Origin of the sequence: Flavobacterium sp., from assembly GCF_031409475.1 — a bacterium.
In the GTDB taxonomy this organism is placed as follows: Bacteria; Bacteroidota; Bacteroidia; order Flavobacteriales; family Flavobacteriaceae; genus Flavobacterium.
This window is the reverse complement of the sequence record NZ_JANNXH010000012.1, coordinates 1-18,409: the sequence shown is the minus strand read 5'-3', so window position 1 is coordinate 18,409 and position 18,409 is coordinate 1. Positions and strand designations below refer to the sequence as shown.

Genomic DNA, 18,409 nt, shown 5'->3' with positions numbered 1-18,409 from the left:
ATTATTTTTGTGTTTTTTACCGCAAATAAGGTAGCAAATATTTTTCTTTCGAAACAGGACTTTAAAACTAAAATACTGGCTCATATAACGATGTACCGTTTCCGATTTTTACATCATAAATTTTCAATTCTATATCAAAAGCTTCTTTATACATTTGAGTAAGTTTAGCTTTTATAGCCTCTTCTTCCCCTTTCTTTATCAAATTAATAGTACAGCCGCCAAAACCACCACCCATCATTCGAGAACCAATAACTGCTTTCTCTTGCTTTAAAGTATCAACTATAAAATCAAGTTCTTGACAACTTACTAAATACTCTTTGGACAAGCCTTCATGGGTTTCAAAAAGCAATTTACCTAATGTTTTGATATCTCCGTTATCCAAAGCTTTGCAGGCAAGAGCAACACGATGAATTTCTTTGATTACATAGTAGCATCTATCAAAAACATTTGGCGCCATTTCCTCTTTAATGCTTAATACATGACTCTCGTTACAATCTCTAAAACTGGTGATTTCTGGAAAATTACTTTTAATAATTGCAAGTCCTTCATCACATTGCTCTCGTCTTTCATTGTAGGCAGAGGTCATTAAGGAATGTTTGACATTACTATCGAATAAAATCAAAGAATAATCATTGAAATTGGCGTCATGATATTCATAATCCAAGGTTTTACAATCAATTTTTATTACTTTGTTTTCCTGACCCATAACGCTCGAAAACTGGTCCATAATTCCGCAATTGATTCCAACCCAATGTTCCGCTTTTTGACCCATTAGTGCGATATCAACTTTTGGAATTGACAAATTAAAAAGTGCTGCGATTCCAAAAATTGTCCCACATTCTAGAGCTGCCGAAGAAGACAGTCCAGAACCAACAGGAATATCACTGCTAAAAACACAATCGAAACCCCCGAACAAAAGGCCATTATCTTGTAATTGTTTGATTACCCCTAAAATATAATTCGTCCAAACTACATTGCTCAATGAAATGGGTTGAGTTAAGTCAACTTCAAATTCTTCATTTAAATCTAAAGCTAAAATTCTAGATTTTTTTGAGTTATTTTTGGCAAAAGCAAAACAAATAATTTTATCGATAGCTGCAGGTAAAACATAGCCATCATTGTAATCTATATGTTCCCCAATGATGTTTATTCTTCCTGGAGAAAGCACCATTTTTTCTGGTGATGTCCCGAAAGTCTCTTGAAATACTGCGATTGTTTTTTTAATTAATATATCATTCATTATCTAGAAATGTATTAGTACGATTGAAATTTATAAATGGTTTTATGGCAATATTCACTTCCTTTTTTCAGAATCGAACTCGGAAAATAATCATGGTTTGGTGCGTCTGGGAAATTTTGTGTTTCAAAACAAATCCCACTTATGGGATGATAATCGGAATTTTCTTTGCCTTTTATTTTATTAAAACAATTACCACCAACATAAATATGTACTGCTGGCTGATTCGTGTAAACTAACATTTTTAAATTGTTCTTCGTGCTGAATAACGAAGCGGCATGTTCCTTCTCGTTTTCTAAAATAAAAGTGTTGTCAATTTTTGCAGGACATTTTTTTGGAGTGTTAAAATTGAAAGGATGGTCTTTTAAATTTAAATACTTACCGGTTGGAATATTCTCGTTTGTAGTTTCCAACATTTTTTGAGAATTTACCTCTAAATCCTGTTCTAAAACATCGAGATTATGTCCGTCAAGATTAAAATAACTATGATGGGTTAAATTTACAATAGTGTCATGGGTTGAAGTAGCTTTGTAATCAATAATTAATTCGTTTTCTTCAGTCAAAGTATAGGTAAGTTCTACTGATAAATCTCCTGGATAATTTTCATCCCCATTTGGGCTTAAGTGGGTTAGCGTTATGGATGGATTTTTTTCGCGATTAACTTTTTTTACTTTCCAAATTTTTTGACTAAAGCCTATATTTCCACCATGAAGCGAATGATTATTATTATTACTATTTAAATCGAATTTTTTCTCATTCAAACAAAAAGTTCCATTATTGATTCTACCTGCAAATCTTCCAACTGTTGCTCCAAAATAGGGCGCACTTTCTAAATAAAATGATTTTACATAAGCATCTAAATTGTCAAATCCTAAAACTACATCTACAACTTTTCCGTTTTTCAATGGGATTTTTAGTGCTGTAATTGTTGCTCCAAAATTAACAATCTTTAATTGCATTCCATTTTGATTGCTCAATTCATACGAATTAACAATATCTCCGTTTGAGAATAATCCAAATAATTTCATCAGAAAATTAGTTATAAAAATATGATATGTGTTTTAATTTTTAACTTTTATTGATAATAATGAAATTCAAAAATATATTAATTTTCAAAATATACATACCAGTACCTACCAGTTTTTGTATCTTGCACAAAAATTCATGCATTTATGAAAATTATTTCTATCCAAAACAATCAAGGTATTCCAAAATACAAACAAATCATTTCTTCAATTGAAAAAACAATTGAGGAAGGCAAATTAAAAAAGGATGAGAAACTCCCTTCAATAAACAAAGTCTGCCTCGAGTTTTCATTATCTCGAGATACTGTTTTACAGGCGTATGAAGAGTTAAAAAAAAGAGGTATAATATATGCCATATTGGGAAAGGGATATTATATAAAAAGCACCGTTGTAACAATAAAACAGCGCGTTTTTTTACTTTTTGAAGAGCTAAATATTTTCAAAGAAGACCTTTATAATTCAATTTTAGAAAACATTGGTAAAGATGTTGAGGTAGATATTTTCTTCCACCACTTTAACCTTAAAGTTTTTCAAAAACTAATAAATGACAGTAATGGAAATTATACTAAATATATTATAATGCCAGCCAATTTAATTGGAGCGGCATCAATAATAAAAACCCTACCAGTTAACGAAGTGTATATCTTGGATCAAACAACGGCAGAATTATTAAACTATCCCGCAGTTTATCAAAATCACAAAGACGATATTTATCAGGCATTATTAAAAGGAAAATATAAATTAATCAAATATAAAAAAATGATTTTGATCTTTCCTGGATACAGAGAACCCATTGGTATGAAAGAGGGATTCGAAAAATTTTGCCTTGATTTTATATTAGAATATGAAGTGATTGCTGAATTCAAAAATAGAGAAATCAAACCAGAAGAAGTTTATATCATACCAAATGATAGAGATTTAGTACGAGTTATAGAAAAATCGAAGCTTCAAAATTTAAAACTGGGGCAAGATTTTGGAATAATTTCCTATAATGAAACCACATTAAAAAAAGTAGTTGCAAACGGAATTACCACCATTTCAACTGATTTTAGAGCCATGGGAAAAATCATGTCAGAAATGATATTAGGCGGTAAAAAAGCACAAATCGAAAACAAGTGTGCTTTGATTGTTAGAAATTCATTGTGATTAAAACAGCCGTTCAATCGTTAGCGATTTTTGTGCCCGAAGCCAAATCAAATTAAAAAATTTGACCCGACTCCAATAAAAAACAAAAGCTCTTCTTTTCAGAAGAGCTTTTTGTACCCGGAGCCAAATCAAATTAAAAAATTTGACCCGACTCCAGTAAAAAACAAAAGCTCTTCTTTTCAGAAGAGCTTTTTGTACCCGGAGCCGGAGTCGAACCGGCACGGTTTCCCACAGGTGTTTGAGACCAGCGCGTCTACCAATTCCGCCATCCGGGCAATTAGCAGGACTAAAATAACAACAGTTATTTCAACGCAATAAAGAGATATTTAGTGGTAGCTAAACATCTTTTCCTTTAACACGGTGCAAATGTAAAAAATATTATATCAATTTCTAATAAATTTATCTAAAAATTCCTTTCTCAGTTGGATTTTATTGCTAAATTTGCACCTCGATAAAACAAAACACACTAACTAACTATAAAACAATAAATTAAATGTCACACTTAGAGCCAGAAGCTAAAATTTTTGCGTGTTCACAAAGTGTTTATCTCGCAGAGAAAATAGCCAAGGAATACGGAATTCCTTTAGGTAAAATCACGATGTCGAAATATAGTGATGGTGAATTTCAACCTTCTTACGAAGAGTCTATAAGAGGTTTGAGAGTATTTATAGTTTGTTCTACTTTTCCAACAGCAGACAATTTAATGGAAATGTTACTGATGATAGATGCTGCAAAACGTGCTTCGGCAAGACATATAACAGCAGTAATACCTTATTTCGGTTGGGCAAGACAGGATAGAAAAGACAAACCAAGAGTGCCAATTGGGGCTAAATTAGTGGCTAAATTATTAGAAACTGCAGGTGCAACCAGAATAATGACCATGGATTTGCATGCAGACCAAATTCAAGGCTTCTTTGAAAAACCTGTAGATCACCTTTTTGCATCAACCATATTTTTGCCGTATGTAAAAAGTCTAGGCCTAGCAAATTTGACAATTGCATCGCCTGATATGGGAGGTTCAAAAAGAGCTTACGCCTATTCTAAATTTTTAGAATCAGACGTAGTTATCTGTTACAAACAACGAAAGGCAGCTAATATTATTGACACTATGGAACTAATAGGTGAAGTAAAAGGCAGAAACGTAGTTCTTGTTGACGATATGATTGATACCGGAGGCACATTGGCGAAAGCCGCAGATTTAATGATTGAAAAAGGAGCATTGAGCGTAAGAGCCATTTGTACACATGCTATTTTATCAGGCGATGCTTACCAAAAAATTGAAAATTCTAAATTACTAGAATTAATAGTTACCGATTCTATTCCGTTAAAGAAGGAATCAAACAAAATAAGAGTTGTAAGTTGCGCACCGCTTTTTGCAGAGGTAATGCAAATGGTACAAAATAACAATTCGATTAGTGGAACATTTTTGATGTAGGAGATGGAAGTTTGAAGATGGGAGATGGAAGTCAAAAGCGTTAAAAAAAGAAGAATTTTAATAATTATTAACTATATTTTTTTACAATGAAATCGATTACAATTAAAGGATCAGAAAGAGAAAGCGTGGGCAAAGTTGCGACTAAAGCCTTACGTAATGCTGGAGCGGTTCCTTGCGTGCTATACGGAGGAAATCAACCAGTGCATTTTTCAGCAGACGAAAGAGCATTCAAAACATTGGTTTACACTCCAAACGCACACACCGTTGTGATTGAACTTGGTGAAGGAAAATCATTAAATGCCATTTTACAAGACATACAGGTTCACCCTGTGACGGACAAGATTTTACACATTGACTTCTTTCAATTATTTGATGACAAAGAAATCACAATGGAAGTTCCTGTAAAAGTTATTGGAGTATCTCCTGGAGTGTTATTAGGTGGAGTATTACGTTTGAACACGCGTAGATTAAAAGTTAAAGCGTTGCCAAAAAATCTTCCTGATTTTATTGACGCTGACATTTCTCCGCTTGAAATGGGTAATAAATTGTATGTAACGAAACTTGTTTCTGACAAATACAAATTTTTGCACCCAGACAACACTGTTGTAGCTCAAGTACGAATTTCTCGTGCGGCTATGAAAGCAGCTCAAGAAGCAGCAAAAGCAGCAAAAGCTCCTGCAGGGAAAAAGAAAAAATAATATTTTTTCAATCATTCAAGAAAGCATCAGTTGTAAAACTAGTGCTTTTTTTTTAGAATTGCTCTAATATCTCTTTAAGTGTATTCTCCGAATTACTGGATAATAAGAAAGCTGAATTAAATAGTTTTTCAATATCCTTAAGATTATTCATTTTCACAGCTTCTTCTATTTTGTTGAGCTCTTCTTTTAAATTGGAAATTCCCATAAAATCAGCTTGTGGTTTTAAGGAATGTGCATTAATACGAAGCTGATCCCAATCCTTGTTATCGAAGTTGCGTTGCATTTCGGCAAATGTTTTTGGCGCTACATCAAGATAAAGTGAAATATAACGCTTCATTTTTACGGTATCGTCTTTGGTAAATTTTTTTAAAAAGGTTAAATCGACCATTTATACATTGGCTTTAATTAATTGATAAATCTCTTCAAAAGCATCTTGCCCTTTAATCACATAATGCACCGCGCCATACATGATGGTTTGTGTAGCGGTTCCATAACTTTTTTGACTGGACAGCATGATTACTGTCAACATTTTGTTTCGTTTTTTTATCTCCTTCAAGATGTCTATTCCATTAGCGGCGTCTTTTTCTTTGGAGTTCAGATGATAATCTAATACTACAATATTGGGTTGTAAATGCAAGTTTTTTAAACAAGCTTCTCCTGTTGGAAAGGATTGTATGTTGAAACCACCATATTGGTCTTTTAAATAATCGGCTAACATTTCGGATAATAGTGGTTCATCATCTACGATGAAAATGGTTGGATTGTTAGTAATCATGAGTTTTTGTTTTTTAAGTTATATATCTTTTGCAGTAATTCGTTGGTATCAAATGGTTTCCCAATAAAATCGTTCATTCCAGCTTGGTTGCAAGCATCGATTTCTTCTTTAAACACATTGGCTGTCATAGCGATTATTGGCGTCTTGGCTTTTTCGTTATTTAAAGCTCTAATGGCTTTGGTAGCTTCGTATCCATTCATAGTCGGCATTTGTACATCCATAAGAATAATGTCAAAATGGGATGATTTTAATTTCTCAAGAGCAATGACTCCATTTTCTGCAACTTCTACTGTAACGCCTTCAATAGCGTCTTCCAATTCTTCCTGAGCTACAATAGCATTGAACTGATTGTCTTCTACCAACAGTATGCTTATTCCTTTTAGCTTTTCAGCAATATTGTTATCAGTATGTTCAGATTGGAAGTCTTGAGTATAAGTTTCGGCTAGGTCATACGCCAGGATAAAATGAAACTGACTGCCTTTTCCTGGTTCACTTTCTACCCAAATTTTTCCGTTGTGCAGTTCTACTAATTTCTTAGAAATACTTAATCCTAAACCTGTTCCGCCAAACTTTCTTGAAGTGTCGCTATAAGCTTGCTCAAATGATTTAAATATTTTATCTAAGTAAGCTTCATCTATGCCAATACCAGTATCTGATACTATAAAATGCAGATTTACCTTGTTATCAACTATATCCAATTTTATAGTGGTTTTAACCACACCTTTTTCAGTAAACTTAATCGCGTTGCCAATAAGATTGATCAGAATTTGACGCAATCGAGTGTCATCACCTGTAACATTCATGCGTTCTGTCGGCATGTCTTTTTTGAGTTGCAACCCTTTTTCTTCGGCTTTGAATTGCATGATTGTATGGACATTATCTACTAAATCATTTACCGAAAAAGGTTCGTGTTCTAATGTTATTTTACCCGCTTCAATTTTAGAGATGTCTAGTATATCGTTAATAATAACCAAGAGTGAATCGGATGATTGTTTGATGGCATCCAAATATTCTTTCTGGTCTTTATTAGGATTACGTCTGATGAGAATATCAATCATGCCTTTTATCGCATTCATAGGCGTGCGAATCTCATGACTCATATTGGCAAGAAACTGATGTTTGGCTTTTTCGCTGGCTAGTGCTTTTTCTTTTTCGGCTTCGATGATTTCATTTTTTTGCTGTAATAGTTTTTGGGTTTTTCTTGTATAACGAAGTCTGAAATATAATCCTAAAGCAATCAGAAAAGTTGAAATACCTAAAAACAGAATCCAGTTTTTGGTTGACTTTTGTCTATTCAGTTTGGTTTGAAAGTCGAGTTGAGATTGTAGTTGTTGTTGCGTGAATTCGCTTTCTAATTCCAGCCGGGTTACTTCGCTGCCATTTCTCCATACCGCTAATGAATCTTCTACTTGTACATAGAGTTTATAATTTTCTAATGCTTTTTTATAATCTCCTTTTGCTTCATAAGCGTTCACTAAAATATCGTACTGATCAGAGGTTGTTCCAAATAAGGTTACTTCAGTATCTTCTGAAGCATTGATGGTGTTGATAGCTTCATCATATCTTTTCAGACCCATGAAAGCATTGGCTTTTTCAATGAAAAAATTATGTTCCAGTTTAAAACCACCATTTTCTTCTTTTGAAAAATATTCAACTTCATTCAAATCTTTTAAAGCTTCTGAAAAGTGACCTGATAAATTCTTGATGCCGGCGCTTATCGTTTTTGCTATGTTATAACACTCCTCACATTTCTTAACATTTTTCATAAAGTACATAGCAGAATCTACATAGATTTTCGCCTGAACCTCATCTTTTAACTTTAGCTGTAATTTCGACATGGTTATATAGGAACTACCAATGTTTAAAGTGTCTTTTTGTTGATGCGCTAACGTTATACTTTTAACAACATACTTTTCCGATTCTTTGTAATTTCCTATATTGGTATGTATAGCAGAAAGCGATGCATTGTTTCGTGTATAAGTCCCATCGCTTAAATGTAGTTTTTCAGATAAACGTAGGCTTTCCCGAAAATAAGCTAAGGCTTTTGGAAATTTATTATTATATAAAGCCCATTCTCCCATACTGGAATTTAATTCCCGTAACATTTTATTATCTTTAGGATTATCTGCTAATGTGCTTTTAAATTTATTAAATTCATTCATCACATCTTCTTCTGTAACATTTGCCTTGCAATGACTGGTTACTCCAACGTATAAAAATAAAACAATTGGCAATTTGGAAGCATTTGCAACCTTTGCACTTTCTATTGCCTTTTGGGCAGTCGTACACATACATTCTGTGTTGCCGGCACAATCTTCCATAGTATTAACATAAAATAACGGCAAGTATCCCTTTTTGTCGTTTTTGATAGCCAGTTCGATGGCTCCTTTAATTTCCTTTTGCCATTTCTTCAACCATTTAGGTTCTTGACTGTTGGTTAAGGAGTCTATATCAACATTCAGTCTCTCAAAAATTGCGTCTAATCTTACTGTCTCTGGTTTCGATTTATCTTTCCAGGTGGCAAATAGTTCCGCATCTGTTCTTTTTTGTCCGAAAACAATAGATGCGAAAAATACTCCGATGACAATTAGGAAGCATTTTATATGATTTTGTGTAAGAAGTTTTTCCATCATAATTGTTTGTTTATAAAGATTAGTAAACAAATTTATATCATAATACGAATACGAACCTTATTTGGCTTATCATAAGGTAACTAAAATTATCAAACGGTTATAAATAAATGTATTTTTGGTTTAAGTTTGCTGCTATATGAAATCAATAAATGCCATAATAGTTGAAGATAATGCATTTATGGCAACGGTTTTGCATGATTTACTCTTGCAACACCCAACGGCTATAACAGTTGCGGGCATAGCTACTTCAGGTAAAGAAGCTTTACAGTTAATAGCATCAAATCAACCCAATGTTGTTTTTTTGGATATTGAATTACCCGATATGACAGGTTTTGAATTATTGCAGCAGTTGGATGATATCAATTTCCAAACTATTTTTACTACTTCGCACAGTCATTATGCCATCAAGGCATTCCGTTTTAACGCCTTAGATTATTTGATTAAACCCATTCAGGAAAATGAATTGGATGAAGCCATAAAGCGCTTTCTTAAGTCTTCGGGCAATAGTGATGAAGTAAAGAATGCGTTATCAAATCTTGAATTACAATCGGTTGAGAATCAAAAATTGGTATTGGCAACACAAAGCGGCACCTTGCGATTGCCTTTAAAACAAATTACGCACATTGAAGGAGAACGCAATTACAGTTACATTTACTTTGCAAATGGTTCCCGAGAATTGTCATCGAAAAATCTAGCTTACTTTGAAGAGATACTCAACGATAAAAGTTTTTTTAGAAGTCATCGTTCGTATTTAGTTAATCGATACCATATCGAAACTTTAAAAAACAATCATTTTGTTTTAAAAAACGGAGTCGAAATTCCTATTTCAAGGCGAAAGAAATCGGAAGCTTACAATTGGTTTTTTAGTATAGAATAAAAATGACTTATAAAACGTAATCTGTAAAAATCCTCGGCAAAAAAACATAATTATGTGTAATAACAAATATCATTTTTTCTTTCAATACCCCAAATACTTCCGCAATTTATTATTGTATTTGTACTCATAGAAACTTTCGTATTTTTACAAAATGAATTGGCTTAAAAACATCTTCAAACAAAAACCAGTAGTGGAAAAACGTGATACTATGAGACCGGAGGTTCACGAACACCAAAAAAATAATATAAAAACAGTGAGTAATAAATTTTTAATCGTCGGACTCGGCAACATTGGTGCCGAATATGTAAATACCCGACACAATATAGGATTCAAAGTGCTGGATCACTTTGCAAAAAAAGAAAGTCTTTCTTTCGAAACCGTGAAACTCGGTGCGCTTGCCGAATACAAATTTAAAGGCCGAGCCTTTTTGCTCTTGAAACCCAATACCTACATGAACTTAAGTGGCAAAGCTGTAAAATATTGGATGGACAAAGAAAATATTCCACTCGAAAATATCCTAGTAATTACCGATGATTTGAATCTCTCATTTGGAAAAATACGCATCAAACCAAAAGGAAGCGATGGTGGACACAACGGACTCAAAAGCATTCACGCCATTTTAAACACTACAGATTATAATCGGTTTCGTTTTGGAATAAGCGATGAATTCAAAAAAGGCAAACAAGTGGATTATGTTCTTGGTGATTGGGATGAAGATGAAAAAGCAAAACTTACTGAACGATTAGAACTGGCTTCGGAAGTTATAAAATCCTTTGGAACCGCAGGATTAGAAAACACAATGACTGCGTTTAACGGAAAGTAAAAAAAATTTAATTCTTTAAATGAAAAACGGCTTCACTATTTATAATTTGTTTAAAGTAATTTGTTTGCTTTACTTCGGGTTGACCCACAGTCAAATAAAAAAGCACCCAAATAATACTGCGTTTGGCAAAGAAAAACAATCTAAAAATATAAATCCAAAAAACGGCTACACTCGTTGTTCTACAACTGAATACGAAAAATTTCTACAAGAAAAAAATCCAAAAAGAATGACAAGTGCTCAATTTGAAAACTGGATAGCACCTTTAATCAAGCAAAAAAAATCCATGCGAAATTCGTCTGAGTCAGGCGGAATTATTACAATTCCGGTTGTAGTACACGTAATACACAACGGACAAGAAATTGGATTTGCGCCAAATATTACTGATCAACAAGTTCAATCACAGATAACGGTACTCAATGAAGATTTTAGAAAAATGATTGGAACGCCCGGATTCAATATAAATCCAGTTGGAGCAGACACGCAAATACAATTTGCCCTTGCGCAGCAAGATCCAAATGGAAACCCTACGAACGGAATAGACAGAGTAGCTTTTTGTCAAAATTCATGGTCCGATACTGAAATAGAATCGACCGTAAAACCAGTTACAATTTGGGATCCAACTCAATATATGAACATGTGGAGTGTTGATTTTTCAGACGATGACATTTTAGGATATGCGCAATTTCCTGATGCATCAGGTTTATTAGGACTCGATGCATCTGGAGGAAGTTCAAATACTGATGGTGTTGTTGCAAACTATAGTTCGTTTGGTAGTACTAATTTTGGCACATTTTTTCTAAATGCTCCCTACGACAAAGGCAGAACAATGACACATGAAGTTGGACATTGGTTGGGATTAGTACATATTTGGGGTGATGCAACTTGTGGAAATGATTATTGCGCAGACACTCCGATTCAACATGACGGTAATTTTGACTGTCCTACTGTTGTAAATTGCGATGCTAATGGAAATGAAATGGTGGAGAATTATATGGATTATACGGATGATGCTTGTATGAATATTTTTACCCAAAATCAAAAAGATAGAATGGTAGTAATTATCAATAACGCAACTCGAAGAAGTTCCTTAAAAGCGTCAACAAAAAATTTTACTGTTCCTTTGTTTGCAAATGATGCAGAAATTAAGATAGAAAATAGTTGCCCAACAGAAGTCTGCGGAACTGCACAAATCATTCAGAAAATTACAATCTACAATAGAGGAACAACTAATTTAACCACTGCAACAATAAGTTACAATATAAACGGCGTGAATACTACAACTTATAATTGGACTGGTAATTTAGCAACACATAAATCCGCTACTTTTGACATCCCAGTAAGTTCAACCATAAGCGGAACGATGAACATAAACATCAACAAAGCTAATGGAGTAAACGATCAAAGAACAACAAACAATACTGCAAGTGGTAATTTTATACTTCCAATATTGCCTGATAATTATACTTTCAATAATTTAATCTTTAAGCTGCAACTGGATGAATTTGGCAGCGAAACTACATGGGACTTAAAAAATAGTTCTGGCACTATTTTATATAATGGCGGACCATATATTGATGAGGCGACATTGCCCGCATTAATAACTGAATCCTGGACTCTTATTAATAACGACTGTTATACTTTTACCATAAATGACGTAGAAGGCGATGGAATTTGTTGCGATTATGGTAATGGTTTTTATAATATTACTTCCTCTGATGGAAATACTATGGTGCTTTCTGGAGCTACATTTTCAACATCCGAAAGTAAAACATTTAGTATAAATATTGACGATCCCGTAATTGTAGACTCGGATGATTTTTATATCTATCCAAATCCAGTAAAAGACATTTTAAATATAACAACTCCCAGTAATTTAGGATTACTATGCAGTTATAAGATTAGTAATCTACTAGGTCAAATCGTTAAAATTGATAAAGTCTTTGATGAAAAAAATTTTACAATCAACACCGCTTTTTTGAGCAGTGGCGCTTATTTTATTACTATAGAAAAAGGAGTTGTAAAAAAAACTTTACGTTTTATAAAAGAATAGTTTTAAATAATTGCAAAACACTTCATTCTATATTTAATTATAAGTAGATTAGCATTCCTAAATTTTTTAATTTAAAAATAATGAAAAATTCAACCCCGATTTTTGCCACAAACCTATTTTTTATAATGTTATTGCTCGCTATGAGTATTTCATACAGTCAAAATAAGAAACCCAAAACCATTTTTGGTCAAACAATTAATTCCAAAAATGGAAATCCAAATAATGGAATAAATCGTTGCGTAACTACGGAATACGAAAAAAGCCTTCAAGAAAAAAACCCGAAAAGAATGACTGGAGAGCAGTTTGAAAACTGGTTAGCACCATTAGTCAAGCAACATAAAGCAATGCGAACTTCGTCAGAGTCTGGTGGAATTATCACCATTCCAGTTGTAGTTCATGTTATACACAGTGGTCAAGCAATAGGAACAGCTCCAAATATTTCTGATGCGCAAGTGCAATCTCAAATTACAGTACTCAACCAAGATTTTAGAAAAATGATGGGAACACCAGGATTTAACTCTAACCCAGTAGGTTCAGACATACAAATTGAATTTGCTCTCGCACAACAAGACCCAAACGGAAACCCCACAAACGGCATAGATAGAGTAGCATTTTGTCAAGAATCATGGGTTGCTTTAAGCGACGAAATAGATTTGAATATAAAACCCGCAACCATCTGGAATCCCACACAATATTTAAATATGTGGAGTGTAAATCTTGTTGATAATATATTGGGCTATGCACAATTCCCAGAAGCTGTAGGTTTAGGCGGACTTACTACAGGAGGCGATCCAAATACGGATGGTGTTGTTGCAAATTACAGGGCTTTTGGCAGTAGTGATTTAGGGTCTTTTTCCCTAAATGCTCCCTACGACAAAGGAAGAACAATGACTCATGAAGTTGGACATTGGCTAGGGTTAAGACATATTTGGGGAGATGGAAATGGTGATGAATTAGAAAATATACCAGATTGTATTGCCACAGATTTTTGTGCTGACACACCACAAGCTGGGTATGAACATTACACCTGTGGCATTTTTGACACTTGTCCTAGTGATATTGGTTTTGACATGACCGAAAATTATATGGATTATACCAATGATGCCTGCATGAACATTTTTACCCAAAACCAAAAAGACAGAATGGTAGTGATAATAAATAATGCAGTGAGAAGACTTTCGTTAAAAGCCTCTACTAAAAATTTACCAATGGCACTATTTGCTAATGATGCGGAAGTTAAGGTAGAAACAAATTGTTCTGACGTAGCTTGTTTTGCAGGTCAAAAAATTACAATTTATAATAGAGGGACAAGTAATTTAACATCGGCGACTCTTAACTATACTATAAACGGAACGAATGCGGCGACCTATAATTGGTCAGGTAATTTAGCCACACATCAATCTGCAACCTTTGTAGTTCCAGTAAATTCAGCCATAAACGCAACTATTAACGTGACTGTTTTAAATGCAAATGGCAGTGCAGATCAAAGAAATTCAAACAACACCGCAACCGGAAATTATATACAACCGGTTTCGCCTACAAATTACACTTTTACTAATTTTGTGTTTAGATTGCAACGTGATTTGTTTGGTAGTGAGACCAGTTGGAGTTTAAAAAATAGTTCAGGAATTACATTATACAGTGGTGGTCCATATAGTGATGCCGAAGTTGAACCTTTACCAGCTTTACTTACAATACCTTGGACTTTAGCCAGTAATCAATGTTATTCTTTTACTATAAACGACTTCTATAACGATGGGATTTGTTGCGGTGGTGGAGACGGTTATTATGACATCAAATCTACTGATGGCGTGACACTTGTTAAATATGGTAACACTTTTAATTCGTATGAAAATACCCGTTTTTCTACTAACACACTGAGCAATACCGAATTTGAATCTTCAAATGCGATATACCTTTACCCAAACCCAACCAAAGGAACGTTAAACATAAAAATACCAAGTGAATTTGGCCTACCAAACAGTTATACGATTTACAATTCTCTAGGACAATCTATTAGCAAAAAACAAGTTTCCAAAGAAAGTGATTTAACCGTAAACACTTCGACTTTGAGCACTGGCAACTATTTTATTACTATTGCAAAAGACGATGAGAAAAAAACATTGCAGTTTATTAAAGAATAATTAAAAAAAACATGCACTTTAGGGGATTGATTTGTTTCTATCCTCTTTTTTTACCTGCCTGTCGGCAGACAGGTCTATTATTATTAGTATAAATTTGCAGCATCATAAAACTTTTACTTTGAAGATTTTTCATTCTATTCACGATTTCGTTTCCACAAAAAAAACAATTCTAACTCTAGGCACTTTTGACGGCGTGCACATTGGGCATAAAAAAATCCTAGAAAAAGTAATCCAAAACACGTTTGATTCAGAATATGAAAGTGTGGTGCTTACCTTTTTTCCTCATCCACGTATGGTTTTACAGGAAAAATCAGAAGTAAGGTTACTCAATACCATTGCCGAAAAAATTGATTTGTTAGAAACTATAGGCATCCAAAACCTCATCATTCATCCTTTTGACGAAAGTTTTTCGAGATTAACTGCCGAAGCGTTTGTGAAAACAATTCTTGTAGATAGTCTACATATTCAAAAAATAATTATTGGTTACGATCACCGTTTTGGAAGAAACAGGACTGCAAATATTGACGACCTTATTACTTATGGTGAACAATTTGATTTTGAAGTAGAACAAATCACTGTTCAAGAAATAAACGATGTTTCTATAAGTTCTACCAAAATTAGAAATGCTCTTTTAGAAGGAAACATGGAATTAGCAAACAAATATTTAGGATATGAATATAGTTTGAGCGGAAAAGTAAGTAAAGGAAAACAACTCGGAAGAACGATAGGATTTCCAACCGCAAATCTTAAAATTGAGGAAGAATACAAACTGATTCCAAAAGATGGTGTTTATGTTGTACAAAGTCCAATAAATAATAAAGTGGTTCAAGGAATAATGAACATTGGCAACAACCCAACTGTTGATGGTAAAAATAAATCGATAGAAGTTCATTATTTTGACTTTAATGAAGATTTATACCATAAAAAAATATCCGTTTCTATCCTACACAGAATTCGTTCCGAACAGAAATTCGAAAATGTTACGCTTTTAAAGAAACAGTTAGAATTAGATTCATCTTCGGCTTTGGCTTACTTTAAAGCACTATAAAAATATTTTATTAGTTCATTCATAAAACAGTATGCTTTTTTATGTAAATTTGATATAGTAATGCGATACAATTTACAAAGTGATTTTTTTAAACCTTAATTAAAGAGTGTATTATGAAATTATCTACAGAATATAAAAACGGATTAATTATTTTCTTCGGAATTGCAGTTTATTTTTTATTCATTATTGCAATAGGTTTTGGAGATAAAGCGTACTTACGATTAATCAACACCTTTTTTGTGCTTTATGGGGTTAATAGAACACTCTCCATGAATATTGCCGAAGGCAAAATGAATTTTGTTTCAAATGCTATTTCTGCAATGAAAACATCACTTATAGGTGTATTTTTAAGTATCATTGGATTGGTTGTTTATAGTTATATGAAAGGCGGGGAATCTTATATCCAGTCACTTTCAGAAACTTTTCTCTTTGGTGGAAACCCGTCAATCGCAACCTACTCTATATGTTTGTTATTTGAAGGTATTGCTTCCTCTGTAGTAGTTACCATGCTAATAATGCTGTATTGGAACAACCGCCATACAACGGATTAGTATAACATCGCGTACTCTTTTTAACTTTTTCATAAAGGCAGCATTGCTTCTTTAGAACTATTTGATTACTTTTGAAGTATCAAAACAGCCTATAAATGAGCATCACAAAACACAATTGGTCCAAAGACGAAATTATTTCTATATACAATAAGCCTTTGATGGATTTGCTTTTTGAAGCAGCTACAATTCATAGAGAGCATCACGATCCAAATGTGGTTCAAGTTTCTACTTTACTTTCTATAAAAACTGGTGGTTGCCCCGAAGATTGTGGCTATTGTCCACAAGCAGCTCGTTATCATACAGATATTGAAGGCAACGATTTAATGTCAGTTAGCCAAGTAAAAGCGCAAGCTTTACGAGCAAAATCAAGTGGATCATCACGTGTTTGCATGGGTGCAGCTTGGCGTAATGTAAAAGACGGACCAGAATTTGACCAAGTTCTTGAAATGGTTCGCACCATTAACAAACTCGACATGGAAGTATGTTGCACGCTGGGAATGATTACCGAAAATCAAGCACACCGTTTAGCCGAAGCTGGCTTGTATGCATACAATCACAACTTAGATACATCCGAAGAATATTATAAAGAAGTCATTTCTACCAGAGGTTTTGAAGACCGTTTGCAAACTATTGAGAATGTTCGTAAGACCAATGTTACGGTTTGCAGTGGTGGAATCATTGGTATGGGCGAAAGTATCGAAGACCGAGCAGGAATGCTTGTGGCACTATCGACCTTGAATCCACAACCGGAATCGGTACCCATTAATGCTTTGGTTGCTGTTGAAGGAACTCCAATGGAGGAAGAAAAACCAGTAGAAATTTGGGAAATGATTCGTATGGTTGCTACAACCCGAATTATCATGCCCGAAACCCAAGTGCGTTTGTCAGCAGGCAGAATGAATATGAGTCGCGAAGGACAAGCCATGTGTTTTTTTGCAGGTGCCAATTCTATTTTTGCTGGAGACAAATTATTGACAACTCCAAATCCAGATGTCAACGAAGACATGAAAATGTTTGAAATGCTCGGATTAGTTCCACAAAAACCGTTTGTGAAAGTGGCTCAACCCGAAACCGTTGAAGCAACAGATTCGCAATTTGCAACACTTGGCGAAAAACCAAAATGGTCGCGACCAGGACATACAATTGAGCGAAATCTTGAAGCTTCTATAAAAGGAAACTAAACACTAATTATTGTCTAAATTTGAACTTTATAAAAAAATTAAGTTCATGTAAGTTGGATATAAAAAGCAAAACCCACAATCTGATAATTGTGGGTTTTGCTTTTTTAATGTAATAACTTCCCGTTTAAAGTTTTCAGTTTTTGAAAAACTAATTGCTCACTTTTTTAGAGACAGTCTTCCCGTTTTGCAGGGTGATTTTTAATAATAGTGTTTGATTAGAACCTAAATTTGGTAAAGACAACTCCGTGTTATTTACTTTATCTTTCTGATAAAGTGGTCTTCCTAGCAAGTCATAAACCAATACTTTATCCATTAGTTCAACTAATGAAGTAATTTTAATTTGTTTGTTTTTATTTGAAACTAAAACTTGGTTTTCTAAAAAATCATATTCGTTTGTACCTAATGTTTTATTAGTATAACGCAAGACAAAACGATCGTTAAAAATCCCTGCTACTGTACTAAAAGTATAGTCTCCACTTTTTAAATCAAAAACTGTATTATTCAACTTGTCTTCAATAAACACATTTTGATTTGTAAAAAGTCCGTCAACTTGATCCATTTTTATAGTAAAAGCTCCGTTGATTGTGGTTCTAAAACCTAGTGCTACTTCATCCTTTTCGTCAAAGGGTAATGCTCTACCTTGAATTACAAGGTTTTTGTCTTGGTTCACACTATAAAAATCTACAAATTCGTTCCCATCAAAACTTTCACCGTCAAACGCATTGTCAATTTCATTTGTAGCTCCGGTTATATAACCCAGTAGCATTTGTTTAAATGCACCTTGTG

The 18,409-nt window shown here is 33.8% G+C and carries 16 protein-coding genes and 1 tRNA gene; 10 read left to right on the top strand and 7 right to left on the bottom strand.

All coding sequences use genetic code 11. From position 1 onward, the window contains the following. Nucleotides 1-67: 67 nt before the first annotated feature. Nucleotides 68-1,240: a galactokinase gene (galK, locus tag RMO53_RS02355; protein WP_310377747.1), complete on the bottom strand. Its 1,173-nt coding sequence runs from the start codon at nucleotides 1,238-1,240 to the stop codon at nucleotides 68-70. A 14-nt stretch (nucleotides 1,241-1,254) separates the two neighbouring features. Further along, nucleotides 1,255-2,265: an aldose epimerase family protein gene (locus RMO53_RS02350; RefSeq protein ID WP_310377746.1), complete on the bottom strand. Its 1,011-nt coding sequence runs from the start codon at nucleotides 2,263-2,265 to the stop codon at nucleotides 1,255-1,257. 144 nt (nucleotides 2,266-2,409) lie between these two features. Here RMO53_RS02350 and RMO53_RS02345 point away from each other — a divergent pair, with 144 nt between their 5' ends. Then, nucleotides 2,410-3,408: a GntR family transcriptional regulator gene (locus tag RMO53_RS02345; RefSeq protein WP_310377745.1), complete on the top strand. Its 999-nt coding sequence runs from the start codon at nucleotides 2,410-2,412 to the stop codon at nucleotides 3,406-3,408. Nucleotides 3,409-3,603: 195 nt separating this feature from the next. Here the strand turns inward: RMO53_RS02345 and RMO53_RS02340 are convergent. Beyond that, nucleotides 3,604-3,683 (bottom strand) — tRNA-Leu (locus RMO53_RS02340). A 218-nt stretch (nucleotides 3,684-3,901) separates the two neighbouring features. Here RMO53_RS02340 and RMO53_RS02335 point away from each other — a divergent pair. Both RMO53_RS02335 and RMO53_RS02330 read left to right on the top strand, forming a co-directional pair. Continuing rightward, a complete protein-coding gene (locus tag RMO53_RS02335) occupies nucleotides 3,902-4,843 on the top strand; it encodes a ribose-phosphate pyrophosphokinase (protein ID WP_310377744.1) in 942 nt (313 codons plus the stop codon). A gap of 86 nt (nucleotides 4,844-4,929) precedes the next feature. Continuing rightward, complete coding sequence (locus tag RMO53_RS02330) at nucleotides 4,930-5,541, top strand: 50S ribosomal protein L25/general stress protein Ctc (RefSeq protein ID WP_310377743.1); 612 nt, start codon at nucleotides 4,930-4,932, stop codon at nucleotides 5,539-5,541. A gap of 52 nt (nucleotides 5,542-5,593) precedes the next feature. On the opposite strand, the gene RMO53_RS02325 is transcribed toward RMO53_RS02330, so the two are convergent. Genes RMO53_RS02325 through RMO53_RS02315 form a run of 3 tightly spaced genes read right to left on the bottom strand, consistent with a single transcriptional unit; the run spans nucleotide 5,594 to nucleotide 8,730 of the window. After that, nucleotides 5,594-5,929, bottom strand: a complete 336-nt coding sequence (locus RMO53_RS02325; RefSeq protein ID WP_310377742.1) for an Hpt domain-containing protein — start codon at nucleotides 5,927-5,929, stop codon at nucleotides 5,594-5,596. Further along, nucleotides 5,930-6,316 (bottom strand): response regulator, encoded by a 387-nt coding sequence (locus RMO53_RS02320; RefSeq protein WP_310377741.1) that lies wholly within the window; start codon nucleotides 6,314-6,316, stop codon nucleotides 5,930-5,932. Next, the gene (locus RMO53_RS02315; RefSeq protein WP_310377740.1) at nucleotides 6,313-8,730 is read right to left on the bottom strand and encodes an ATP-binding protein; all 2,418 of its coding nucleotides are present in this window, start codon (nucleotides 8,728-8,730) and stop codon (nucleotides 6,313-6,315) included. Before RMO53_RS02315 ends, RMO53_RS02320 begins: the two co-directional genes overlap by 4 nt. 355 nt (nucleotides 8,731-9,085) lie before the next feature. On the opposite strand from RMO53_RS02315, the gene RMO53_RS02310 reads away from it, so the two are divergent. From RMO53_RS02310 to bioB, 7 genes are all read left to right on the top strand, one after another. Further along, on the top strand, nucleotides 9,086-9,826 hold the full coding sequence (locus RMO53_RS02310; RefSeq protein ID WP_310377739.1) for a LytTR family DNA-binding domain-containing protein: 741 nt from the start codon (nucleotides 9,086-9,088) through the stop codon (nucleotides 9,824-9,826). Nucleotides 9,827-10,034: 208 nt separating this feature from the next. Continuing rightward, a complete protein-coding gene (gene pth, locus RMO53_RS02305; protein ID WP_310377772.1) occupies nucleotides 10,035-10,649 on the top strand; it encodes an aminoacyl-tRNA hydrolase in 615 nt (204 codons plus the stop codon). Between the two features lie 19 nt (nucleotides 10,650-10,668). Continuing rightward, nucleotides 10,669-12,699 carry a M43 family zinc metalloprotease gene (locus RMO53_RS02300; protein WP_310377738.1) on the top strand — a complete coding sequence of 677 codons (2,031 nt, stop codon included), beginning with the start codon at nucleotides 10,669-10,671 and terminating at the stop codon, nucleotides 12,697-12,699. Nucleotides 12,700-12,779: 80 nt separating this feature from the next. Further along, on the top strand, nucleotides 12,780-14,843 hold the full coding sequence (locus tag RMO53_RS02295) for a T9SS type A sorting domain-containing protein (RefSeq protein WP_310377737.1): 2,064 nt from the start codon (nucleotides 12,780-12,782) through the stop codon (nucleotides 14,841-14,843). Nucleotides 14,844-14,961: 118 nt separating this feature from the next. Continuing rightward, entirely contained in the window at nucleotides 14,962-15,891 is a 930-nt protein-coding gene (locus RMO53_RS02290; RefSeq protein WP_310377736.1) for a bifunctional riboflavin kinase/FAD synthetase, read from the top strand. A 113-nt stretch (nucleotides 15,892-16,004) separates the two neighbouring features. Next, nucleotides 16,005-16,442, top strand: coding sequence for a hypothetical protein (locus RMO53_RS02285; RefSeq protein WP_310377735.1), 438 nt, complete (start codon nucleotides 16,005-16,007; stop codon nucleotides 16,440-16,442). Nucleotides 16,443-16,537: 95 nt separating this feature from the next. Continuing rightward, the gene (bioB, locus tag RMO53_RS02280) at nucleotides 16,538-17,623 is read left to right on the top strand and encodes a biotin synthase BioB (protein ID WP_310377734.1); all 1,086 of its coding nucleotides are present in this window, start codon (nucleotides 16,538-16,540) and stop codon (nucleotides 17,621-17,623) included. 148 nt (nucleotides 17,624-17,771) lie between these two features. Here bioB and RMO53_RS02275 read toward each other — a convergent pair. Further along, the coding region (locus RMO53_RS02275) for a T9SS sorting signal type C domain-containing protein (protein ID WP_310377733.1) at nucleotides 17,772-18,409 on the bottom strand (638 nt) is incomplete at its 5' end.